The sequence below is a fragment of the Pseudomonas sp. Pseusp18 genome (assembly GCF_059506005.1).
This window is the reverse complement of the sequence record NZ_CP169240.1, coordinates 6,172,288-6,195,566: the sequence shown is the minus strand read 5'-3', so window position 1 is coordinate 6,195,566 and position 23,279 is coordinate 6,172,288. Positions and strand designations below refer to the sequence as shown.

General features: G+C 60.9%; 20 protein-coding genes. 15 read left to right on the top strand and 5 right to left on the bottom strand.

All coding sequences use genetic code 11. From position 1 onward, the window contains the following. Positions 1-19 precede the first annotated feature (19 nt). Together ACEN9A_RS27950 and ACEN9A_RS27945 are read left to right on the top strand one after the other, a co-directional pair. A complete protein-coding gene (locus ACEN9A_RS27950; protein WP_258671470.1) occupies positions 20-5,923 on the top strand; it encodes an Hpt domain-containing protein in 5,904 nt (1,967 codons plus the stop codon). Next, entirely contained in the window at positions 5,916-6,371 is a 456-nt protein-coding gene (locus ACEN9A_RS27945; RefSeq protein ID WP_028939074.1) for a chemotaxis protein CheW, read from the top strand. The genes ACEN9A_RS27950 and ACEN9A_RS27945 overlap by 8 nt, the downstream gene beginning before the upstream one ends. A gap of 153 nt (positions 6,372-6,524) precedes the next feature. Here the strand turns inward: ACEN9A_RS27945 and ACEN9A_RS27940 are convergent, their stop codons facing one another. Next, a complete protein-coding gene (locus tag ACEN9A_RS27940; protein WP_258671468.1) occupies positions 6,525-6,902 on the bottom strand; it encodes a DUF6124 family protein in 378 nt (125 codons plus the stop codon). Positions 6,903-7,363: 461 nt separating this feature from the next. On the opposite strand from ACEN9A_RS27940, the gene ACEN9A_RS27935 reads away from it, so the two are divergent. From ACEN9A_RS27935 to madM, 11 genes are all read left to right on the top strand, one after another. Next, positions 7,364-7,993 carry a nucleotidyltransferase domain-containing protein gene (locus ACEN9A_RS27935; protein ID WP_258671467.1) on the top strand — a complete coding sequence of 210 codons (630 nt, stop codon included), beginning with the start codon at positions 7,364-7,366 and terminating at the stop codon, positions 7,991-7,993. Then, positions 7,956-8,396, top strand: a complete 441-nt coding sequence (locus ACEN9A_RS27930) for a hypothetical protein (RefSeq protein WP_258671466.1) — start codon at positions 7,956-7,958, stop codon at positions 8,394-8,396. The genes ACEN9A_RS27935 and ACEN9A_RS27930 overlap by 38 nt, the downstream gene beginning before the upstream one ends. Before the next feature lie 208 nt (positions 8,397-8,604). Next, positions 8,605-10,275 carry a malonate decarboxylase subunit alpha gene (mdcA, locus tag ACEN9A_RS27925; RefSeq protein ID WP_258671465.1) on the top strand — a complete coding sequence of 557 codons (1,671 nt, stop codon included), beginning with the start codon at positions 8,605-8,607 and terminating at the stop codon, positions 10,273-10,275. Next, a complete protein-coding gene (locus tag ACEN9A_RS27920; protein WP_258671464.1) occupies positions 10,275-11,162 on the top strand; it encodes a triphosphoribosyl-dephospho-CoA synthase in 888 nt (295 codons plus the stop codon). Before mdcA ends, ACEN9A_RS27920 begins: the two co-directional genes overlap by 1 nt. Beyond that, positions 11,162-11,461, top strand: coding sequence for a malonate decarboxylase subunit delta (locus tag ACEN9A_RS27915; RefSeq protein WP_007941972.1), 300 nt, complete (start codon positions 11,162-11,164; stop codon positions 11,459-11,461). The genes ACEN9A_RS27920 and ACEN9A_RS27915 overlap by 1 nt, the downstream gene beginning before the upstream one ends. Then, positions 11,454-12,317, top strand: coding sequence for a biotin-independent malonate decarboxylase subunit beta (locus ACEN9A_RS27910; protein ID WP_258671462.1), 864 nt, complete (start codon positions 11,454-11,456; stop codon positions 12,315-12,317). Before ACEN9A_RS27915 ends, ACEN9A_RS27910 begins: the two co-directional genes overlap by 8 nt. Further along, on the top strand, positions 12,314-13,117 hold the full coding sequence (gene mdcE, locus ACEN9A_RS27905) for a biotin-independent malonate decarboxylase subunit gamma (protein ID WP_258671461.1): 804 nt from the start codon (positions 12,314-12,316) through the stop codon (positions 13,115-13,117). Before ACEN9A_RS27910 ends, mdcE begins: the two co-directional genes overlap by 4 nt. Next, on the top strand, positions 13,111-13,731 hold the full coding sequence (locus ACEN9A_RS27900) for a malonate decarboxylase holo-ACP synthase (protein WP_258671459.1): 621 nt from the start codon (positions 13,111-13,113) through the stop codon (positions 13,729-13,731). The genes mdcE and ACEN9A_RS27900 overlap by 7 nt, the downstream gene beginning before the upstream one ends. Further along, complete coding sequence (gene mdcH / locus ACEN9A_RS27895) at positions 13,728-14,639, top strand: malonate decarboxylase subunit epsilon (RefSeq protein ID WP_019650243.1); 912 nt, start codon at positions 13,728-13,730, stop codon at positions 14,637-14,639. The genes ACEN9A_RS27900 and mdcH overlap by 4 nt, the downstream gene beginning before the upstream one ends. A gap of 66 nt (positions 14,640-14,705) precedes the next feature. After that, complete coding sequence (gene madL, locus ACEN9A_RS27890) at positions 14,706-15,122, top strand: malonate transporter subunit MadL (RefSeq protein ID WP_018928727.1); 417 nt, start codon at positions 14,706-14,708, stop codon at positions 15,120-15,122. A 1-nt stretch (position 15,123) separates the two neighbouring features. Further along, positions 15,124-15,888 carry a malonate transporter subunit MadM gene (gene madM / locus ACEN9A_RS27885; RefSeq protein WP_258671458.1) on the top strand — a complete coding sequence of 255 codons (765 nt, stop codon included), beginning with the start codon at positions 15,124-15,126 and terminating at the stop codon, positions 15,886-15,888. Positions 15,889-15,934: 46 nt separating this feature from the next. Here the strand turns inward: madM and ACEN9A_RS27880 are convergent, their stop codons facing one another. Continuing rightward, positions 15,935-16,849, bottom strand: coding sequence for a LysR family transcriptional regulator (locus ACEN9A_RS27880; protein ID WP_019580637.1), 915 nt, complete (start codon positions 16,847-16,849; stop codon positions 15,935-15,937). A gap of 252 nt (positions 16,850-17,101) precedes the next feature. On the opposite strand from ACEN9A_RS27880, the gene trhA reads away from it, so the two are divergent. Then, positions 17,102-17,719 carry a PAQR family membrane homeostasis protein TrhA gene (gene trhA / locus ACEN9A_RS27875; protein ID WP_018928730.1) on the top strand — a complete coding sequence of 206 codons (618 nt, stop codon included), beginning with the start codon at positions 17,102-17,104 and terminating at the stop codon, positions 17,717-17,719. Positions 17,720-17,877: 158 nt separating this feature from the next. On the opposite strand, the gene ACEN9A_RS27870 is transcribed toward trhA, so the two are convergent. Beyond that, the gene (locus ACEN9A_RS27870) at positions 17,878-18,597 is read right to left on the bottom strand and encodes a 16S rRNA (uracil(1498)-N(3))-methyltransferase (protein WP_018928731.1); all 720 of its coding nucleotides are present in this window, start codon (positions 18,595-18,597) and stop codon (positions 17,878-17,880) included. 210 nt (positions 18,598-18,807) lie between these two features. Beyond that, positions 18,808-20,214 (bottom strand): adenosylmethionine--8-amino-7-oxononanoate transaminase, encoded by a 1,407-nt coding sequence (locus tag ACEN9A_RS27865; protein ID WP_258671456.1) that lies wholly within the window; start codon positions 20,212-20,214, stop codon positions 18,808-18,810. Positions 20,215-20,436: 222 nt separating this feature from the next. On the opposite strand from ACEN9A_RS27865, the gene ACEN9A_RS27860 reads away from it, so the two are divergent. Next, positions 20,437-22,206, top strand: coding sequence for a flavin monoamine oxidase family protein (locus ACEN9A_RS27860; protein ID WP_258671454.1), 1,770 nt, complete (start codon positions 20,437-20,439; stop codon positions 22,204-22,206). Between the two features lie 88 nt (positions 22,207-22,294). Here the strand turns inward: ACEN9A_RS27860 and ACEN9A_RS27855 are convergent, their stop codons facing one another. After that, positions 22,295-23,224, bottom strand: coding sequence for a YncE family protein (locus ACEN9A_RS27855; RefSeq protein ID WP_258671452.1), 930 nt, complete (start codon positions 23,222-23,224; stop codon positions 22,295-22,297). Between the last annotated feature and the right edge of the window lie 55 nt (positions 23,225-23,279).

Genomic DNA, 23,279 nt, shown 5'->3' with positions numbered 1-23,279 from the left:
GCATTTGATTGGAGTAGTTATGGGTGATCGGCACGACTATGTGGCCCTCGAATGGGTCAAAGGCGAGATTGCCGAAACGCTGAAGCAGGCTCATCAGGCGATCGAAACCCTGATCGACGACCCGCAGGCGACGCACGCGCTGAGTGAGTGCCTGGCCTGTGTCCATCAGGTGCACGGCAGTTTGCAGATGGTCGAGTTCTACGGCGCGGCGCTGCTCGCCGAAGAGATCGAGCAACTGACCAGCGCCTTGCAGCAGAACCGTGTCAACCATCGTGACGAAGCCATCCGTCTGCTGCTGCATGCCCTGGGGCAATTGCCGACTTACCTCGACCGGGTGCAAGGCGCACGGCGTGACTTGCCGCTGGTGGTGTTGCCGCTGATCAACGACCTGCGCAGTGCCCGTGGCGAAAGCCTGTTGTCGGAAACCAGCCTGTTCAGCCCACAACTTCCTGAACTGCCGCCCCTGAGCGAAGAAGCCGTGGCGCTGCTGGAGCCGTCCGACTTGCCGAATGTGCTGCGCAAGTTGCGGCAAATGCTGCAGATGGCGCTGGTCGGCTTGCTGCGTGAGCAGGATGACGAAACCCACTTGGCTTATCTGGCCAGGGTTTTTACACGCCTTGAAGGGCTGTGCGGCAATGCGCCCCTGAGCCCGTTATGGCACGTTGCTTCGGCGCTGGTCGAAGGCATGCGCAATGGCTCGATCGCCAACAGCCCCGCGCTGCGCAGCCTGTTCAGGGACGCCGACAAAGAACTCAAGCGCTTGCTCGAACAAGGCATGCCCGCGATCAATCAACCGGCACCGCCAGAGCTGCTCAAGAGTTTGTTGTTCTATATTGCCAAGGCCGAACACCCCACCGGGCAGATGCTGACCATGAAAGATCGCTACTCACTGGACGACGCGCTACCCGACAGTGCGATGGTCGATGAAGAACGGGCAAGGCTGGCCGGCCCTGATCGCGACGCCATGCGCTCGGTATTGGCGGCGTTGTGCGAAGAGCTGGTGCGGGTCAAGGAGCGCCTGGACCTGTTCGTGCGCAGCGACCGCCAGCACACCTCGGACCTCGAAAGCCTGCTGGCGCCCCTGCGACAAATCGCCGACACCCTGGCGGTGCTCGGTTTCGGCCAGCCGCGCAAGGTCATCATCGATCAACTGGCGGTGGTGCTGAGCCTCGCCCAGGGCCAGCGCGAACCCAACGACGCGACCCTCATGGACGTCGCCGGGGCCTTGCTTTATGTCGAAGCGACCCTGGCCGGCATGGTCGGTACCGTGGAGCCGGAAAGCCAGGAAGACAGCCGTCTGCCAACCACTGACCTGACGCAGATCCACCAGATCGTGATCAAGGAAGCGCGCATCTGTCTGCAACAGGCCAAGGACATGATCGTCGACTACATCGAAGCCGACTGGGACCGTCAGTATTTGCAACCGTTGCCGGCGTTGCTGACCCAAGTGCGCGGTGCGCTGGCGATGATTCCGTTGGCCCGCGCGGCGAGCCTGGTCGAGGCCTGTAACGGTTTCATCCGCGAGCATCTATTGGTGGACCCGGGCCAGCCCGGCTGGCAGCAACTGGACAGCCTGGCCGACGTCATCACCAGCATCGAGTATTACCTGGAGCGCCTCAGCGACGACCCCGAAGCGCCCGGTGAACAACTGCTCGACGTCGCGGAAAAAGGCCTGGCCGCACTCGGCTTCTTCCCCAGCGAACAGCATGTGCCGATGCTTGAGGATGTGCTCAGCCCCAATGAAGCCCTGGTCATGCAGGACATGCAGGAGCTGGATGATCCCGAGATCGTTCAGTCTCTGGCCGATGTGTTGGCTAGCCCGGTGTCGTCGGTCAATCCACCCGCACTGACTATGCCGGGCAGTCTATTGCCGCCGCCCGCCGGTGAAGAACCGGTGGACGATGAGCTGCGGGAAGTCTTCCTCGAAGAAACCGATGAGGTTCTGGAAATCCTCCAGGAGTATCTGCCGCGCTGGTCGGCCAATCCCGACAGCCCATCGGCTTTGAGTGAGTTACGCCGCGCCTTCCACACCCTCAAAGGCAGTGGCCGAATGGTCCGTGCGCTGGTGCTGGGCGAGCTGGCCTGGGCGGTGGAAAACCTGCTCAACCGCGTGCTTGAACACAACGTTGCACCTGGGCCTGCAGTGCAGCAACTGGTGGGCGATACGCTGAAATTGCTGCCGGAACTGGTGGCCGAGTTCGCCGCCCATGCCCAGCGCCAGCGCAACGATGTCGACCAACTGGCTGCCCGTGCCCATGCCCTCGCCAAGGGCGATGAGCCGCTGTCCGATGAGGACGCGCAGGATGTCGCGGCGCTCGATCCACTGTTGTTGGAGATCTTCCGCAACGAAGCCGAAACCCATTTGAACAGCCTCAATCGCTTCCTCGATCAGGCCGCCGAGCACGTACCGCTGCAGGCCAGTGACGAGTTGCAGCGAGCCTTGCACACCCTCAAGGGCAGTGCCTCGATGGCCGGCGTGTTGCCGATTGCCGAGCTGGCGGCGTCGCTGGATCAATTGGCCCGGGAATACAAGGCTCACCGGATTGCCCTCGACCTGGACGAAGTCGAATTGCTGCTGGAAGCCGAAGGTTTGTTCCGCCTGGGGCTGCGACAGCTCAAGAGCGATCCGCTGGCTGAAATCCCCGGCGCCCGTTCGTTGATTGAACGCACGCGGACATTGCTGGCCGAACGTCTGCAAAGCCTGTCGAGCGCGCCCAATACGGGGTTGCGGATCAAGCGCGATCCGCAACTGATCAACAACTTCCTCGCCCAGGGCATGGACATCCTGCTGGATGCCGAAAGCCTGTTGCAGCGCTGGCAGCAGCATCCCGGCGAGCGCCAGGAACTCAGCGCGCTGCTGGATGAATTGACCACCCTCGGCGAAGGTGCGCACCTGGCCGACCTGCATCCGGTGGACGAACTTTGTGAAGCCTTGCTCGATCTCTATGGCGCTGTGGAAGAAAGCAGCCTGGCGGTCAGCGACAGGTTTTTCCACGAGGCGCAAAGTGCCCACGAAGCGCTGATCAACATGCTCGACGAGTTGGCCGCCGGCCAGGAAGTCACCGCGCAACCGCAGCGGGTCAGGGCCTTGCGCGACTTGCTGGATGAGAGTCTCGACCCATCCTCCATGGGCCTGATTCGAAGTGACGGCAGCCGCACCCTGAGCATTCGGGAACTGGGCAGCGCCACGGCCGAAATGGAGCAGGCCGCGACGCAGGTAGATCTGGACGACGAAATCGTTTCGATCTTTCTTGAGGAGGCGGTGGATATCCTCGACAGCGCCGGCCAGGCCTTGCAGCGCTGGTTGGGTGACCCGGATAACGCCGCACCGCTATTGTCCTTGCAGCGCGACTTGCACACCCTCAAGGGCGGAGCGCGGATGGCCGAGGTCGAGCCGGTCGGCGATCTGGCCCATGAGCTGGAAAGCCTTTACGAGGGCCTGGTGGACCGCCGTTACAGCCACAGCGAAGCGCTGGCGCAGTTGCTGCAACAGAGCCATGACCGACTGGCCGAGTTCCTCGAGCAGTTGCAGCACAACCGTCCGTTGGGTGACCCGGGCGAATTGATCGAGGCCATTCGTGAGTTTCGCGTGGGCAATGCCGGCAGTGCGGACGTGATTGAACCTGCGGCCAGCAACGATTCAGCGAGCCATGATTCAGAGCTTCTGGAGATCTTCCTCGAAGAAGGTTTCGACATCATTGAAAACTCCGGCGCGGCGCTGTTGCGCTGGCAGGCCGAGCCTTCGAATCGTCAGGAAGTGGAAACTCTGCTGCGCGACCTGCACACCCTCAAGGGGGGCGCGCGAATGGTCGAAATCGCGCCGATCGGCGACCTGGCCCATGAGCTGGAATTCCTCTACGAAGGCTTGTCCGCTGGCGTGCTGCAACCGACTGCGGCGCTGTTCACGTTGTTGCAGAGCAGCCATGACCGACTGGCGCAGATGCTCGACGCCACCCGCGCCGGTCAGCCACTGCCACCGGCCGATCGGCTGATCGAGGCAATCAAGAATTTCAGCCATCCGGCGGTGCCCGAAACACCGACACCGGTGGCGATGCCCGCAGCACCCAAAGCCGAGCCAGCCACGCTGCAACCCGAAGGCGCCGACACGGTCAAGGTCTCGGCGGAGTTGCTCGACGACCTGGTCAACCTCGCCGGGGAGACTTCGATCTTTCGTGGCCGTATCGAACAACAGGTCAACGATGCACGAGTAGCCCTGAGCGAGATGGAAACAACCATCGAGCGTATGCGCGACCAGTTGCGCCGCCTCGATACCGAAACCCAGGGGCGGATTCTCAGTCGTCAGCAAGTCGAGGCCGAGCGCTTGGGCTACGAAGAGTTCGACCCGCTGGAGATGGACCGTCACTCGCAGTTGCAACAGCTGTCGCGGGCGTTGTTCGAATCGGCCTCCGACCTGCTCGACCTCAAGGAAACCCTCGACCGGCGCAATCAGGATGCGGAAAACCTGCTGCAACAGCAGGGCCGCATCAACACCGAATTGCAGGAAGGCCTGATGCGCACGCGCATGGTGCCGTTCGAGCGAATGCTGCCGCGTTTGAAGCGCATCGTCCGTCAGGTTTCCAGCGAACTGGGCAAGGACGTGGACTTCGTTGTCGGCAACGCCGAAGGCGAGATGGACCGCAATGTCCTCGAACGTATGGCCGCGCCGCTGGAACACATGCTGCGCAACGCCGTCGACCATGGGCTGGAATCGGCCGAGGTGCGGATCGCGGCCGGTAAACCGGCTCAAGGCAAGATCACCCTCGATTTGTCGCGAGAGGGCGGTGACATCATTTTCGACATCTGCGACGACGGTGCCGGCGTGCCGCTGGACGCCGTGCGGCGCAAGGCGATCAAGCGCGGGCTGCTCGCCCCGGACAGCGACATCAGCGACCGCGACGTGCTGCAATTCATCCTGCAACCGGGGTTCTCCACCGCCGAGAAAATCACCCAGATTTCCGGGCGTGGCGTCGGCATGGACGTGGTTCACGAAGAAGTCCGGCAGCTCGGCGGGACCATGAGCATCGACTCGACTTTGGGGCAGGGCGTGCATTTCCGGATTCGCCTGCCGTTCACGGTGTCGGTCAACCGCGCGCTGATGGTGCAATGCGGGGAGGATCAATACGCGATCCCGCTGAACACCATCGACGGCATCGTTCGCGTGCTGCCCAACGAACTCGAAGGGCACTACCGGCTCGATCCACCGAGCTACGAATACGCCGGGCAACGCTATGAGCTGTGCTACCTCGGCGATCTGCTGAAAACCAGCACCCGCCCGAAACTGCTGGGCCAGAGCCTGCCGTTGCCGGTATTGCTGGTGCAGTGCAACGAGCGGCACGTTGCGGTGCAGGTGGACGCCATGGCCGGCACCCGGGAAATCGTGGTCAAAAGCCTCGGCCCGCAATTTGCCGCAGTGCAGGGTTTGTCCGGTGCGACGATTCTCGGCGATGGTCGGGTGGTGCTGATTCTCGACTTGCTGGCACCGATCCGCGCGATGCAAGCGCAGGTGCCGCAACGACCGGTGACGCAGGACGTAGAGCCCGAGGCGCAACGGCCGTTGCTGGTGCTGGTGGTCGACGATTCGGTCACCGTGCGCAAGGTCACCAGCCGTCTGCTGGAGCGCCACGGCATGAACGTACTGACCGCCAAGGACGGTGTCGACGCCATGCTGCTGCTCGAAGAGCACATGCCCGACCTGATGCTGCTGGACATCGAAATGCCACGCATGGACGGCTTCGAAGTGGCGACCCAGGTGCGCGCCGATGAACGCTTGCAACATCTGCCGATCATCATGATCACCTCCCGCACCGGTCAAAAACACCGCGACCGCGCCATGGCCATCGGCGTCAACGACTACCTCGGCAAGCCGTATCAGGAATCGGTGCTGCTCGACAGCATCGCCCGCTGGAGCAAAATCCATGCATGAACACCGCTCCAGCAACCTTACCGGCTTGCTGCTGCCCCTGGCCGACCGCAACCTGATCCTGCCCAACGTCGCCGTCGCTGAACTCATCGACTATCAGCCGGGGGCTTTCGATCTCGATACACCGCCGTGGTACCTGGGGCGGGTGACCTGGCGCGAACGGCAGATTCCACTGCTCAGTTTCGAGTCGGCGTGTGGCAGCAAAGTGGTGATCGGGGAACGGGCGCGGATCGTCATCCTCAATGCCCTTGGCGGGCGGCCTGAGTTGAAGTTCATTGCGCTGCTGGTGCAGGGAATTCCACGTTCTTACAAACTCGACAGTCAGTTGAGCTATGTGGATGTGCCGTTGTGTTCGCTGGAAAAGGCGGCGGTGCAGGTGGGGGAGCAAGTGGCCAAGGTGCCTGACTTGCTCGCGCTGGAGGAGTTGCTTGTAAGTGCGGGTCTGGTCTGACCGGACCCTGTGGCGAGGGAGCTTGCTCCCGCTGGGTCGCGAAGCGGCCCCAAAACCTGTCATCGATGTGTGTCAGGTACACCAAGAACAATGGTTTTACGACTGCTTCGCAGCCGAACGGGAGCAAGCTCCCTCGCCACAGGGGGGTGTGCGCTAAACCCCGGCCCGAGCCTTCATCTGCAACGACTCATGATGATCCAGCACCCGCTCCACCAACAACTGCACGCCATCTGCCAAACGGCTGAGCGCCAAGGCTACAGAGCGACGTGAGCCTTCCACATCGTCCGCGAGGTCAGCAGCAATGGCGCTGATAGACAGCAGGTCTTCGGAGGCATTGGCCAGAAGGGCTTCGGTGTCGATGTCGGGGGAGACGCTGAAGAGGCGGGATTTACGGCGTTTGGCCGGTTTTTCGTGGGGTGGCGGGAAGTAATGGGAGAAGGCGCGGTCGGCGGCTTCCTTGAGTTTCTCGGCTTCGAGGGAAGCTTGGGAATCGACGCCGGTTTCCGGGGGGTTGGGAGTAGCTTTGAACATAGTGAAGCTCCATTTAATGAGTTTCAGCTGCTCCATCGGGTTCCAATCGAAGGGGTGGCAGCTGTACGCGGGCTGGAACCCGGGCAAACGGACAAAACCCGACAGACCCGAAGGTCTCCCGCGCACAGCCGCCATAACGGAGTGCACACATTAAAGGTGCGCAAGCATACGTTATGAAAGGCGCTTTTGCCTCGTTAACACCACGGGGTTCCAATCCCGGTCGCTGAGTTTGCAGCGACCCCCAAACGATAAAGATCAACGCAAAACCGCACCAGTCAGCGGGTTCCGGCATTGCTGTAGGTCACGACGCAAGGTTGTGTAGCCTCGCACCGTTACTGCGGACAAACTTTTAAACACAAAACCCCAAGCGGTCGGACCTCGCCACAAAGGTTTCTGCATTGGGTTGAAGATTCCCAAAAAGGGACCTATCGTTCCTTTTTTGGGACTTATCGGTCGTTGCCGTGAAAAACCTGTCATTGAGCGAAGCCTTGTTCACCACCACCCAGCAAAAAGTGCTCGGCCTGCTGTTTGGTAAACCCGACCGAAGTTTTTACGCCAACGAGATCGCCCGCTGGGCTCAAGTGGGTAAAGGCAGTCTCATGCGCGAGCTGGATCGGTTGCAGCGGGCAGGCGTGCTGACCATGACCCGTCAGGGCAACCAGACCCACTATCAAGCCAATCCCGACTGCCCGATCTATGCCGAACTGCTGGGCATCGCCCGCAAAACCTTTGGTATTGCCGAGCCTCTGCGTCAGGCGCTCCAACCCTTTGTCGCACAGATCACTTGGGCATTTGTGTACGGCTCTATCGCCAAGGATCAGGCAAACGCATCCAGTGACATTGATCTCATGCTGATCGGCGAGGGCCTGCACTACAGTGAAGTGATGGAGCGGCTCATGCCTATGGAAGAACAACTGGGCCGCACTCTCAACCCGACGCTCTACACCCCTGAAGACTGGGCCGCAAAACTGGCGGCTGAAAACAGCTTTGTCGTGCGGGTAGCGCAGCAGGACAAGATCAATCTGATGGGGGGAAACCCTTTGGAGTCCAAGGATGGGCAGCAACGAGAACCTGGAAAACCTGTTACGTAGTGGTGGACTGAAAGCTGAGCCGCCGGATCGCAAGGAATGCGAAGGGCTGATGCGTTCGGCTGTGGATCGATTGAAAGACGCCCAAACGTCTTCGCTTTCCTTCGCGAGTCGTTTCGACCTGGCTTACAACGCTGCCCATGCCCTTGCACTGACGGCTCTTCGCTTGTGCGGCTACCGTTCGGACAAACGCTATCTGGTGTTTCAGTGCCTGGTTCATACCGCTGATATTGGCAAAGTACAGGTTCGGCTATTCGCCCTGTGTCATGAGCGACGAAACCTGGCGGAATACGAAGGCTATATGGATGAAGATCCGGCGTTATTGGCGCAGCTATTGGAAAGCACCGGGCAGCTTCTGATTCGAGTGCAGGAACAGATGGCATCCTTCAGTTCATCGCGGACCTGATCGTTCCCACGCGCAGCAAAGGAATGCAGCCCGGGGCGCTCTGCGTCCCAAGAGCCGAACGCGGAGCGTCCGTTGAGGCATTCCCACGCAGAGCGTGGGAACGATCAACCATTACCCTGACCGTAACGATCCAACACTCCGCTTGATTGATGCCCCGCCCCCAACACTCCTAAGGTGACTCCCACGACAGCGAACCCGTGGAGTGGTCATGACAACAACAATATCCCCCGACTCGCGATGGACGCGGCGGCGCAGCGAAAAGCAGCGGCGTCTCGAATTGGTGAAGGGGCTTGCCGACGGTGTGGTGTTGCCCACCGACAAGATCGTGGCAGCGCTGGAGGCGTTGATCCTGCCTGGCGACCGTGTGGTGCTGGAGGGCAATAACCAGAAGCAGGCGGATTTCCTGTCCCGCTCCCTGGCCAAGGCCGATCCGGGCAAGCTGCATGATTTGCACATGATCATGCCCAGCGTCGGGCGCTCCGAACACCTGGATCTGTTTGAACGCGGTATCGCGCGCAAGCTCGATTTCTCGTTCGCCGGTACCCAAAGCCTGCGCATCAGCCAGTTGCTCGAAGACGGTTTGCTGGAAATCGGCGCGATCCACACCTACATCGAGCTCTATGCGCGGCTGGTGGTGGACCTGACTCCCAACGTCGTGCTCTCGGCCGGTTTCATGGCCGACCGCGCCGGCAACATCTACACCGGCCCAAGTACCGAAGACACCCCGGCGTTGATCGAACCGGCGGCCTTCAGCGACGGCATTGTCATCGTCCAGGTCAATCAACTGGTGGACGATGTCAGCGACCTGCCTCGCGTGGATATCCCCGCGTCCTGGGTCGATTTCGTGGTGGTGGCGGACAAGCCGTTTTACATTGAGCCGCTGTTCACCCGCGACCCACGCCACATCAAGCCTGTGCACGTATTGATGGCGATGATGGCGATCCGCGGGATCTACGAAAAACACAACGTCCAGTCGCTGAACCACGGCATCGGCTTCAACACCGCCGCCATCGAACTGATCCTACCGACTTACGGCGAGTCCCTCGGCCTCAAGGGCAAGATCTGCCGCAACTGGACGCTCAATCCGCATCCAACCCTGATTCCGGCCATCGAAAGTGGCTGGGTCGAAAGCGTGCATTGCTTCGGCACCGAACTGGGCATGGAAAACTACATCGCCGCCCGGCCTGATGTGTTCTTCACCGGCCGCGATGGCTCCCTGCGCTCCAACCGGATGTTCAGTCAGCTCGCCGGGCAATACGCGGTGGACCTGTTCATCGGCGCGACCTTGCAAGTCGATGGCGACGGTCATTCTTCGACAGTAACTCGCGGTCGCCTGGCCGGTTTCGGTGGCGCGCCGAACATGGGGCACGACCCGCGCGGGCGTCGTCACGGCACGCCAGCCTGGCTCGACATGCGCCACACCGACGTGGCCGAGCCGATGCTCGAACGCGGCAAGAAGCTCGTGGTGCAGATGGTCGAGACCTTCCAGGAGGGCGGTAAACCGACCTTCGTCGAAACCCTAGACGCGGTGGAGGTGGCGAAGAAAAGCGGCATGCCGCTGGCGCCGATCATGATCTATGGCGACGACGTCACCCATCTGCTCACCGAAGAAGGCATCGCCTACTTGTACAAGGCCCGCTCCCTCGAAGAGCGCCAGGCGATGATCGCTGCTGTCGCCGGGGTGACCGCCATCGGCTTGCGCCACAACCCCAAAGACACCGCGCGCATGCGCCGCGAAGGCCTGATCGCCTTGCCCGAAGACCTCGGCATCCGCCGTACCGACGCCACTCGCGAACTGCTCGCTGCGAAAAGCGTGGCCGATCTGGTGGAGTGGTCCGGTGGCCTCTACAACCCGCCCGCCAAGTTCAGGAGCTGGTAATGCACGCATTCAACCTGCAACCGAGAACGTTAACCCAGCCCTTGTCGATGCCCGAACGGCTGGCGGACCTGGCGGTGGACGCGCTGATCGACGAAGCGGACCTGTCGCCGAAACCGGCGCTAGTGGACCGTCGCGGCAATGGTGCGCACACCGATTTGCACCTTGGGCTGATGCACGCTTCGGCGTTGTCCCTGTGGCCGGCGTTCAAGGCAATGGCGGACGCGGCCATCGAGTTCGGCGAAGTCGGCCTGCCCCTGCGTGAAGCTGTCGGGTGCATTGGTCGTGAAGGCGAGCAAGTGATGCTCGCTACTACAGGCGGTGTGAACACCCATCGTGGGGCGATCTGGGCCTTGGGGCTTCTGGTCACAGTCGTCGCGCTGGAACCTGAATCCTGTGCCGCAAGCTCAATCGCTTTGCGCGCTGCACGCCTGGCCTTGCTCGACGACCGTTACTCGCCACGTCCTTTCAGCCACGGTGCCCAGGTCGCCCAACGCTACGGCGCACGCGGTGCCCGTGAAGAGGCACAGCTCGGTTTCCCGGCGGTGATTCAACGCGCACTGCCGCAACTCAAACGCAGCCGCGCTACCGGCCATGGCGAACAGAACGCCCGGCTCGATGCCTTGCTGGCGATCATGACGACACTGGCCGACACCTGCGTCCTTTACCGCGCAGGCGAAACCGGCCTGCACACCATGCAATTCGGCGCGCAAGCCGTGCTCGACGCCGGCGGCAGCGCCAGCCTCGCCGGTCGCCGTCGTTTGCATGAGCTGGACCAACAATTAATCGCGTTGAATGCCTCGCCCGGCGGCGCTGCGGACTTGCTCGCAGCCTGTCTGTTCATCGACCGCATTGAGTCGTGCGACGGCATCTTCCAGGGAGCGTTTTGATGGAAACCTTATCCTTTGAATTCCCCGCTGGGCAGCCGCCACGGGGCAGGGCGCTGGTGGGCTGTGTGGGCTCGGGCGATCTGGAAGTGCTGATCGAGCCGGGGCTGGCGGGCAAATTGACGATCCAGGTGCAGACCTCGGTCAATGGCAGTGAACAACGCTGGCAGCATCTGTTCGCACGGATGTTCGATGGCCAGACACCGCCCGCGATGGCGATCGATATCCACGATTTCGGCGCCACCCCTGGCGTGGTGCGCTTGCGTCTGGAACAGGGCTTTGAGGAGATTGGCCATGACTGACAGCGCAGCACTTCTCAACCCATTCCTTGAAAGGCAGAGCTTCGTCGAACTCGGTGCCCGGCAACGGGCAAAAGCGCTGCTCGATGCCGGCACTTTTCGTGAACTGCTCGACCCGTTTCAGCGCGTCATGTCGCCATGGCTGTCGCGCCAGGGCGTGGTGCCGCAAGCCGATGACGGGGTGGTGATCGCCAAGGGCAGCATTGGCGGTTTGCCGGTGGTGATCGCGGCCATCGAAGGCGCGTTTCAGGGCGGCAGCCTGGGTGAAGTCGGCGGGGCGAAGATTGCCGGTGCGCTGGAACTGGCCGCCGAGGACAACCGCAAAGGCATTGCCACTTGCGCCGTGTTGCTGCTGGAAACCGGCGGCGTGCGTTTGCAGGAAGCCAATCTCGGGCTGGCGGCGATTGCCGATATTCATGCGGCGATCGTCGATTTGCGCCAGTACCAACCGGTAATCGGCGTGGTCGCCGGCAGCGTCGGCTGTTTTGGTGGGATGTCGATTGCTGCCGGGTTGTGCAGCTACTTACTGGTCACCCAGGAAGCACGCCTTGGACTCAACGGCCCGCAGGTGATCGAGCAGGAAGCCGGGCTTGAGGAATACGACTCCCGTGATCGCCCGTTTATCTGGAGCCTGACCGGCGGTGAGCAACGGTTCGCCAGTGGCTTGGTGGATCGCTATGTCGAGGACGACGTGGCGCAGATTCAGCAGCAGGTCGGCGAATTGCTCAAGCAAGGTTTGCCGGAGCAACAACGTAGTCGCCAAGCCGAATGGTTCCTGCAACGGCTGGCCCGTCTGGACGCCGAACCGCAAATCGAGCCGGCGACGGTTCGCGATCTGTATCAAGGAGAGCGCTCATGAGTTCGTATTCCCTGAGAGGCCTGAACTGGTTCAACGCCTTGAGCGCTGGCGCGAAATCGGTCGAGGGTTTGCCGGCTTCGTTGAAAGTTGCCGACGGTGTACTGGGCGATCAGCCCGTGCGATTGATTGCGGTGGTGGCCGACCCCGACAACCGCTTCGCCCGCGCCCGCAATGGCGAGGTGGGTCTGCTGGAAGGTTGGGGGCTGGCTAAATCGGTGGATGAGGTGATCGAAGCCGATCGGGATAAACCGCACAAACGGGCGTTGATCGCCATCGTCGATGTGCCGAGCCAGGCTTACGGTCGGCGCGAAGAAGCGCTCGGCATTCATCAGGCGTTGGCCGGTGCGGCGGACAGTTATGCCCGCGCCCGACTGGCCGGCCATGCGGTGATCGGTTTGCTGGTGGGCAAGGCGATGTCCGGGGCGTTTCTCGCTCATGGTTATCAGGCCAACCGGCTGATCGCGTTGCGCGATCCGGGTGTGATGGTGCATGCGATGGGCAAGGCTTCGGCGGCGCGGGTGACGTTGCGCAGTGTCGAAGAGCTTGAAGCCCTGGCCGCCAGCGTGCCGCCGATGGCCTATGACATCGACAGCTTCGCCAGCCTGGGTTTGCTCTGGGAAACCTTGTCGGTGGAGCAGATCGAGCAGCCGACGACGGCGGATCTGGCTCGCGTGACGGAGTGTCTGCACCAGGCGATTGGCGATGTCGCTACCAGCGGTCGCGATCTGAGCAGCCGCTTGGGCGCGAGTAACCGCGCCGCGTCGAGCAAGGTTCGCCAACTGCTGAGAGCGCAGTGGTGAACACGTTTCTGGCCCACGACCTGCTCTGGGGGATGACCCCGGAGCAGTTGCCGGCGGATGCGCCTGGGTGGGTGGTCGAGTCGATCAGCGCGGGTCAGCCGGTGGTGGTTCGGCGTGCGATAACCGCTTCGAATCAGGTCGCAGTCGGGGTGCGTGGACGCTTGCGCGAACAGCGTTATGCAACGTCGATGGCCGTTGCTGCGATTTCGCATCAGGTACGGCCGGAAGACCTCTGTCATGTCGAGAGCACTCGCAAGCTGCCGAGCCTGCGAGCGCTGGCGCAACTGCGTCCGATGCTCGACGCCTGCGGTTGGGTGTGGGGTGTCAGCGGCAGCGCCGGGTTCGAATTGGCCAGCGGTTTTACGGCGCTCCATGAGCGCAGCGATCTCGACTTGATCCTGCGTACACCGCAGCCGTTGAGCCGTACTCAAGCGCGGGCATTGATGACGCTTCTCGGCAGCGCCGAGTGTCTGGTGGACGTGCAGTTGCAGACGCCAAGTGGCGCTGTTGCCCTGCGCGAATGGGCTGGCCCGTCGCAACGGGTTCTACTCAAGAACGCCCATGAAGCGTGTCTGGTGTCCGATCCGTGGAACCCGCAGGAGCAAGCAGCGTGAGCAGCTTGCTGGTGTTCCCCGGTCAGGGCGCGCAGCAGCCGGGCATGCTTCATCGTTTACCTCGGGAAACGCTGATCGAGGCGAGCGAGGTGCTTGGCGAAGACGTCTTGCTGCTCGATTCTGCCGAGGCGTTGCAGTCGACAAGGGCGGTTCAGCTGTGCCTGCTGATTGCCGGCGTCGCCGCTTCGCGTCAGTTATCAATGGCACCGGATTACGTGGCGGGACTGTCCATCGGTGCCTATCCGGCGGCGGTGGTTGCGGGCGCCTTGAGTTTCAGTGATGCGCTGCATCTGGTCAGCCTGCGCGGTGAGCTGATGCAGCAGGCTTATCCTCAGGGCTATGGCATGACCGCGATCATCGGGCTGGAACTGGCGACGGTGGAAGGGTTGCTGGCGCAGGTTCACAGCGTCGACACGCCGGTTTACCTGGCCAACATCAATGCCGATAACCAGGTGGTGATCGCCGGCAGCGATGCTGCGATGAAAGCGGTTGCCGAATTGGCGAAAGGTCGTGGCGCCGGTCTGGCCAAGCGCTTGGCGGTCAGCGTGCCGTCCCATTGTCCGCTGCTGGAAGTTCCCGCAAAGACCTTGGCCGAAGCGTTCGCCAGGGTGCAATTGAAAACGCCGACCCTGGGTTACCTGAGCGGCAGCCGCGCACGCCCCGTCATCAATACTGATGCCTTGCGCGATGATTTGGCGTTCAACATGTGCCGCGTCGTCGATTGGCGCGGTACGGTGCAAAGCGCTTACGAGCGCGGCGTGCGTCTACAAATCGAACTGCCGCCCGGTGCGGTGTTGACCGGGCTGGCGCGCCGGGTGTTCGAGCAGGGCACCGTGATTGCCTTCGACGGTGCACGGCTCGATACCTTGCAGGCGCTGTTGCGTGAGGAGGGAAGCCGCCAACCCTAGATCACCGACTCAGGTTGCGAACTACAAAAACAACAATTCCGACGATGCACTTTGAGGACTACAACAATGATTATTTACGGTGTGGCGCTGTTGGCGATCTGTACGCTGGCAGGGGTGATCATGGGTGACATGCTCGGCGTGTTGCTGGGTGTGAAATCCAACGTCGGCGGGGTCGGGATCGCGATGATCCTGCTGATTTGCGCGCGGTTGTGGATGCAAAAACGCGGCGGCATGACCAAGGATTGCGAGATGGGCGTCGGCTTCTGGGGCGCCATGTACATTCCGGTGGTGGTTGCCATGGCGGCGCAACAGAACGTCGTCACCGCCCTGCACGGCGGCCCGGTGGCGGTGCTGGCGGCGATCGGTTCGGTGGTGCTCTGCGGCTGCACCATTGCGTTGATCAGCCGGACCCACAAAGGCGAACCCTTGCCCGATGAACCGGTGGACATAACACCGGTCGGCACGCCAGTAGGAGGTCGCTGATATGTGGGAACTCATTGAGAAAGGCCTGGTAAATAACAGTCTGGTCACGGCATTCGCGTTTGTTGGCGTAATCATGTGGGTGTCGGTGATTCTGTCCAAGCGCCTGACTTTCGGGCGGATTCACGGCTCGGCGATTGCCATCGTCATCGGCCTGGTGCTGGCCTGGGTTGGCGGCACCATGACCGGCGGGCAAAAAGGCCTGGCGGATCTGTCACTGTTTTCCGGCATCGGCTTGATGGGCGGCGCCATGCTGCGTGACTTCGCCATCGTTGCCACGGCGTTCGAGGTGCAGGCCACCGAAGCGAAAAAGGCCGGGATGATTGGCGTCATCGCGCTGCTGCTGGGCACGATTCTGCCGTTCATTGTCGGGGCGAGCATTGCCTGGGTGTTCGGTTATCGCGATGCGATCAGCATGACCACCATTGGCGCAGGCGCGGTGACGTACATCGTCGGGCCGGTGACGGGTGCTGCGATTGGTGCCTCATCCGATGTGATGGCGCTGTCGATTGCCACCGGGTTGATCAAGGCGATTCTGGTGATGGTCGGCACGCCGGTGGCGGCGCGCTGGATGGGCCTGGATAACCCGCGCTCGGCGATGGTGTTTGGTGGGTTGGCCGGGACTGTCAGCGGTGTGACCGCCGGGTTGGCGGCGACGGATCGGCGGCTGGTGCCGTATGGCGCGCTGACGGCGACGTTCCACACCGGGCTGGGGTGCTTGCTTGGGCCTTCGTTGCTGTACTTCATTGTTCGCGGGATTGTTGGTTAACGAATGACTGCTTCTTGTGGTGAGGGAGCAAGCTCCCTCACCACATTCAAGCCTGGCGATTGGCATACATCCGGCATTCCGCCAACAGTGCCAGCAGATTCGGGTCACGCTCTTTGGCCTTGAGAAATACCACGCCAATGTGCTGCTGCAACCGGTACTTTTCCTGCAATGGAATCAGCTTCACCCGGTTCTCATACACCGCCGCAATCCGCCCCGGCAGCAGCGCATAACCCACCCCCGAGCTGACCATGCTCAGCAGGGTGAAGATGTCGTTGACCTGCATCGCCACCTTCGGCTCGAACCCCGCCTGCTTGAACACCCGAATACCGTCCTGGTGCGTGGCGAAGCCTTGGGTCAGGGTGATGAACGTTTCGTCGCGCACCTCGGCCAGATCGACTTCGCTCCGCTGGGCAAACGGCGAGTCAGCCGGGGTGGCGAGGAAGATGTCATCGGAAAACAGCGGGATCTGCTCACAGTCCGGGTCGTTGACGCTGTCGTCCAGCGACACCAGGATCGCGTCGACTTCCATGTTTTTGAGCTTGTACAACAGGTCGATGTTCGAGCCCAGGATCAGGTCGATATTGAGTTCGCTACGGCGGATTTTCAGGCCCATGATCAGCTGCGGCACAGTCTTCACCGTCAGCGAATACAGCGAGCCGAGTTTGAAACGCTCGGCGGAGAACCCGGCGGCTTCGCGGGTCAGGCGCACGGTTTCGAGCACATCCTGAATCAGCTTCTGCGCCCGCTCTTCCAGCACATAAGCGCTTTCCAACGGGGTCAGGTTGCGGCCTTCGTGCTTGAATAGCGGGCAACGCAAGGCGCTTTCCAGGGAATGGATGGCGCGGTGCACGCTGACGTTGCTGGTCTGCAACTCGACGGCGGCGCGGGCCAGGTTGCCGGTGCGCATGAAGGCCAGGAACACTTCGAGTTTTTTCAGGGTCAACTCTTCATCGATCAGCATGGGCCAAACTCTTTTTGGAATGACCTGATTGTGCCCAATTGGCTAACGTTTGGCTTGATGGCTTTCGTAGGGGCTGCCGAAGGCTGCGATCTTTTGATCTTGATTTTCGGTGTCCTTGAAGATGCCTAAGATCAAAAGATCGCAGCCTCGTTTCACTCGACAGCTCCTACACAGCTCCTACACAGCTCCTACACAGCTCCTACACAGTTCTTGCAGGGGCTTTGTGTTAATGAATTTTGAGGTGAGCAACACATGTATCACGGGGAAAGATTGAACGCCTGGACGCATTTGGTTGGGGCGGTGGCGGCATTGGTCGGGGGCGTGTGGCTGCTGGTGATCGCCAGTATGGATGGCAGTCCGTGGAAGATCGTCAGTGTGGCGATTTACGCGTTTACCTTGCTGGTGCTCTACAGCGCCTCGACCGTGTACCACAGCGTGCGTGGGCGCAAGAAAGCGATCATGCAGAAGGTCGATCACTTTTCGATCTACTTGCTGATCGCCGGCAGTTACACGCCGTTCTGCCTGGTGACCCTGCGCGGGCCGTGGGGCTGGACGCTGTTCGGGATTGTCTGGGGGCTGGCGCTGATTGGCATCCTGCAAGAGATCAAACCGCGCTCGGAAGCACGGATTCTGTCGGTCGTGATTTACGCGGTGATGGGCTGGATCGTGCTGGTGGCGGTCAAGCCGTTACTGGCGGCACTGGGCCCTGTCGGCTTTACCTTGCTGGCGTCGGGCGGGGTGTTGTACACCGTGGGGATTATCTTTTTTGCCCTCGACCATCGTCTGCGCCACGCCCATGGGATCTGGCATCTGTTCGTGATCGCCGGGAGTTTGCTGCACTTTGTGGCGATTTGGTTCTACGTCTTGTGACTGCTTTTGTGGCGAGGGGGCTTGCCCCCGTTGGGCTGCGAAGCGGCCCCAGTCTTGCAACGCGTCTTCTCAGATACAACGCATAAACCGGATTTACGACTGCTTCGCAGCCGAACGGGGCGGTGCGGCGTTCCGACAAGCCCCCTCGCCACAAGGCTCTAGAAGTCACCCCAGAGTTGTTGGGCAACCGCCAATGCCACCACCGGCGCGGTTTCGGTGCGCAGTACGCGCGGGCCGAGGCGGGCGGCGTGGAAACCGCCAGCCTTGGCCTGTTCGACTTCGACGTCGGACAAGCCGCCCTCCGGGCCGATCAGGAACGCCAGGCTTGCAGGTTTGGCGTGGCTCACCAGCGGCTCGGCCACCGGATGCAGCACCAGTTTCAATTCGGCCGCGGTCTGCTTCAACCAGTCAGCCAACAGCAATGGCGGATGAATCACCGGCACCCGTGAACGCCCACACTGCTCGCAGGCGCTGATCGCCACCTGACGCCAGTGCATCAGGCGTTTGTCGGCGCGTTCGTCCTTGAGGCGGACTTCGCAGCGGTCGGTGAAAATCGGGGTGATTTCGGTGACGCCCAGTTCGGTGGCTTTTTGAATCGCCCAGTCCATCCGCTCGCCACGGGACAAACCCTGGCCGAGATGGACCGCCAGCGACGACTCGACCTGACCGGTAAAGCTTTCATCGATTTGCACCACCACGCGCTTCTTGCCGACTTCCACCAGCGTGCCGCGAAACTCGTGGCCCGAGCCGTCGAACAGTTGCACCGCATCACCCTCGGCCATGCGCAGCACACGGCTGATGTAATGCGCCTGGGCTTCGGGCAACTCGTGTTCGCCGGTGCTCAAAGGGGCGTCGATAAAGAAGCGGGACAGTCTCATCTTGGGTCTCTACTGAATCAGAAATTTGGATCGAGTCGCTTTTGTGGCGAGGGGGCTTGCCCCCGTTGGGCCGCGAAGCGACCCCAAAACCTGCAACTGCGCTATTCCAGTGAAAACGTATCAACCGGATTTACGACTGCTTCGCAGCCGAACGGGGGCAAGCCCCCTCGCCACAGTTAAGCTCTTTCACACAGGGATCTGGGCAAGGCTTCAACCCGGATCGCGATAGCCCGGATGAAAGTCCTTCGGCACCGCCACGCTGACGCTGTCACGGGTGGCGATGTCGATGCCTTCGCTGGCCACTTCGGCCAGAAAATCGATCTGCTCCGGGGTAATCACGTAAGGCGGCAGGAAATACACCACGCTGCCCAACGGCCTCAGTAAAGCACCTCGTTGCAGTGCATGCTGGAACACGGTCAAACCGCGACGTTCCTGCCACGGGTAAGCGGTCTTGCTGGCCTTGTCCTTGACCATCTCGATCGCCAGCACCATGCCGGTCTGGCGCACTTCAGAGACGTTCGGGTGATCGGCCAGGTGCGCGGTGGAGGAGGCCATGCGCTGGGCCAGGGCCTTGTTGTTCTCGATGACGTTGTCTTCTTCGAAGATATCCAGCGTCGCCAATGCCGCCGCGCAGGCCAGCGGATTGCCGGTATAGCTGTGGGAATGCAGGAAGGCGCGCAGGGTCGGGTAGTCGTCGTAGAACGCGCTGTAGACCTCATCGGTGGTCAGGCAGGCCGCCAACGGCAGGTAACCGCCAGTCAGGGCCTTGGACAGGCAGAGGAAGTCCGGGCGGATACCGGCCTGTTCGCAGGCGAACATTGTGCCGGTACGACCGAAGCCGACGGCGATTTCATCGTGGATCAGGTGCACGCCATAACGATCACAGGCGTCGCGCAGCAGCTTGAGGTACACCGGGTGATACATGCGCATGCCGCCGGCGCCCTGAATCAGCGGCTCCAGAATCACCGCGGCCACGGTATCGTGGTTGTCGGCCAGGGTCTGCTCCATGGCGGCGAACATGTTGCGCGAGTGTTCTTCCCAGCTCATGCCCTCGGGGCGCAGGTAGCAATCGGGGCTCGGCACCTTGATGGTGTCCATCAGCAGGGCTTTGTAGGTTTCGGTAAACAGCGGCACGTCGCCCACTGCCATCGCCGCCATGGTCTCGCCGTGGTAGCCGTTGGTGAGGGTGACGAAGCGCTTCTTGTTCGGCTGGCCGCGGTTGAGCCAGTAGTGAAAGCTCATTTTCAGCGCGACTTCGATGCACGATGAACCGTTATCGGCATAAAAACACCGGGTCAGGCCTTCGGGCGTCATCTTCACCAGACGCTCGGACAGCTCGATCACCGGCTGATGACTGAAACCGGCGAGGATCACGTGTTCCAGCTGATCGACCTGATTCTTGATGCGCTGGTTGATCCGCGGGTTGGCGTGGCCGAACACGTTGACCCACCAGGAGCTGACGGCGTCGAGGTAGCGTTTGCCTTCGAAGTCTTCCAGCCACACGCCTTCACCGCGCTTGATCGGGATCAGCGGCAGCTGTTCGTGGTCTTTCATCTGGGTGCAGGGATGCCATAACACGGCGAGATCGCGTTCCATCCACTGTTTATTCAGGCCCATTTTCTGTCTCCTCGAGGCTACCCGTGACGTAGGCGGGTAAACAATCGCGCAAGCCTATGCAATGCGCGTCACGGGGACAACCCATTGTGTCGATTGAGCTACTTTGTATAGGACGATAGACGTCGCTGGCGGCGTTTTGATGGCTGACGTATTCTTCGCGGCTCTTTGAGTCGTCTGACTCGTAAAACCGCTATTTCCTCGTGTATTTCCGGAGTTCTCTGAATGTCTGCTGGTTGGCTGCGCGCCTGTGCGCTGGTGATGTTAGGGCTGTTCAGCGTTTCGGCGCTGGCCAAGGATAAAACAGCGATCGTGGTCGGCGGCGGGCTTTCGGGCCTCACCGCGGCGTACGAACTGCAGAGCAAAGGCTGGCAGGTCACCCTGCTGGAAGCCAAACCGACCCTGGGCGGTCGTTCCGGCATGGCCACCAGCGAGTGGATCGGCAACGACAAGACCCAACCGGTTTTGAACAAGTACATCTCGACGTTCAAGCTGAGCACCACGCCAGCCCCCGAGTTCGTGCGGACCCCGGGTTACCTGATCGACGGTGAATACTTTAGCGCCGCCGATCTGGCGACTAAGCAACCGGCCACCAGCGACGCGCTGAAACGCTACGAAAAGACCCTGGATGACCTGGCGCGTTCGATCGAAGACCCGCAAAACCCGGCCGCCAACAGCACGCTGTTCGCCCTGGACCAGATCAACGTGGCCAACTGGCTCGATCGCCTGAATCTGCCAGCCACTGCGCGTCAGTTGGTGAATCAGGAGATTCGTACCCGTTACGACGAACCTTCGCGCCTGTCGCTGCTGTATTTTGCCCAACAAAGCCGCGTCTACCGTGGCATTGCTGACCGTGACCTGCGCGCCTCGCGCCTGCCCGGCGGCAGCCCGGTGTTGGCCCAGGCCTTCGTCAAGCAACTGAAAACCATCAAGACCAGTTCCCCGGTTTCGTCCATTACCCAGGATAAGGACGGTGTGAGCGTCAAGGTCGGCAGCGTTGGCTATCAGGCGGACTACGTCGTACTGGCCGTGCCATTGCGCGCACTGAACAAAATCCAGATGACTCCGGCGCTGGACGCCCAGCACATGGGCGCCATCAAGGGTACCAACTACGGCTGGCGTGACCAGATCATGCTGAAGTTCAAGACGCCAGTGTGGGAAAGCAAGGCGCGCATGTCTGGCGAGATCTACAGCAACGCCGGTCTGGGCATGTTGTGGATCGAGCCGGCCTTGAAGGGCGGCGCCAACGTGGTGATCAACATTTCCGGCGACAACGCGCGGGTGATGCAGGCCTTTGGCGACAAGCAAATGGCCGATCAGGTGCTGATTCGTCTGCACGCCTTTTATCCACAGGCACGCGGTTCGTTCACCGGTTATGAAATCCGCCGCTACAGCACCGACCCATCAATGGGCGGCGCTTACCTGGCCTTCGGCCCGGGGCAGATCAGCAAATACTGGCGCCTGTGGGAACGTCCGTTGCAACGTGTAGCGTTTGCCGGCGAACACACTGACACCTTGTACCCAGGCACCCTGGAAGGCGCCTTGCGCACCGGTCAGCGTGCAGCCAGTCAGCTGGAAGACCTGGCAGCGGGCAAATCGTTTGAACCGGTGAAAGTTGTGCCGGCAGCGACCGCTGCGGCGGCAGGCGCGGTAGTGGCGAAGAAAGGCAATTTCTTCAGCAACCTGTTCGGTGGTTCGTCCGATAAAGCGGCCGACAAGGCAGAACCCGTGGCCCCCGTTGCTCCGGTACCCGCACCAGTCGCTGCGCCGGCTCCGGCACCTGCACCGGTTGAGGCACCGAAGCCAGTGGTGCCGGCGCAAGCCGAGCCGGTGAAGAAAGCACCGGCCAAAGCGCCAGTGAAAAAGCCTGCTGCCAAAACCGAGGCCAAAAAGGCTCCGGCCAAGGCAACGGCGAAAAAGACTGAGCCAGTGAAGAAACCAGTGGCGAGTACCGCTGCGAAGGCCCCGGTGGCGACTGAAACCAAGACACAGTAAGTTTTGGGATCAAAAAAAAAGCGCGGCAGTGATGCCGCGCTTTTTTTATGTCTTTGTCCTCCCGTGGAGGCAGCTGATTTTTTTGGTACTAAGGTAGATTGACGATATGGACTTGGTCGCTTTGGTAGTCGCTGATATAGGCGCGGTTGTGTCGATCAACAACCATGTAACGCGGATCGAAAGCGCCAGGGATGGGAACCCTGCGAACAATTTTATGGGTGGAGGTATTCACTTCCACGACCTCTTTTTCAGTTTGATCAACGGCATAAGCGTTCTTTTCGCCGAACACTATTTTCCCTTCGCAAGTCACAAAGTCGAGATGCTGGATGGTCGATGAGTCAGTGTCCAGCACGGTCAACTTTCGAGCATCCTGACACACGATATACACCTTTTTACCATCGGGGCTGACAGTAACCGCTGACGGGTATTGTTCGGTTTTGATGATATTGATGACTTCGAAAGTCTTGCTGCTGAGGACCGTGAGAGCGTCCTGATAAGGGCCGCCAGGGTAGTTGGTGCTGGAAATATAAAGACGCGAATCGTACTGGCTGATACCCACACTGATGGACGGTGAGGGTAAACCTTGGACTCTGCTTACCGCATAAGTACGGGTATCCATAATTGCCAGCCACTCTTTATCCTGTCGAACGGTGACGAAAACCTGCTTTCCATCCCGGCTCAAGACGATTTCCCAAGGGTGTCTCCCCACCGTGACGTTCCCAACCGCGCATGTATTGGTATCGATAACCGAAACCGAGCGTGAACCATAGTTGGTCACATAAGCCCTTTTCCCTTTATGGCCGAGAATGATGCTTTGGGGATACTGCTCCACGGCGATGGTGCGGATTACCTTTTTGATCCGGGTGTCGATGACGGACACGTTGCCCGACATGCGATTGCAAACAAATAAGTGCGATCCATCGTTGCTGATGGCCATCCCTCGCGGTCCTTCCCCTACGGGTATCGAATTGGATTGATTGCGTGTTATCACGGGGGATGAACTCGAATTGTGACTCATGGTAGAACTCCTGTTCAGACGCTTGGACTCACGTCCAAGTTCAAGTTCATCAATG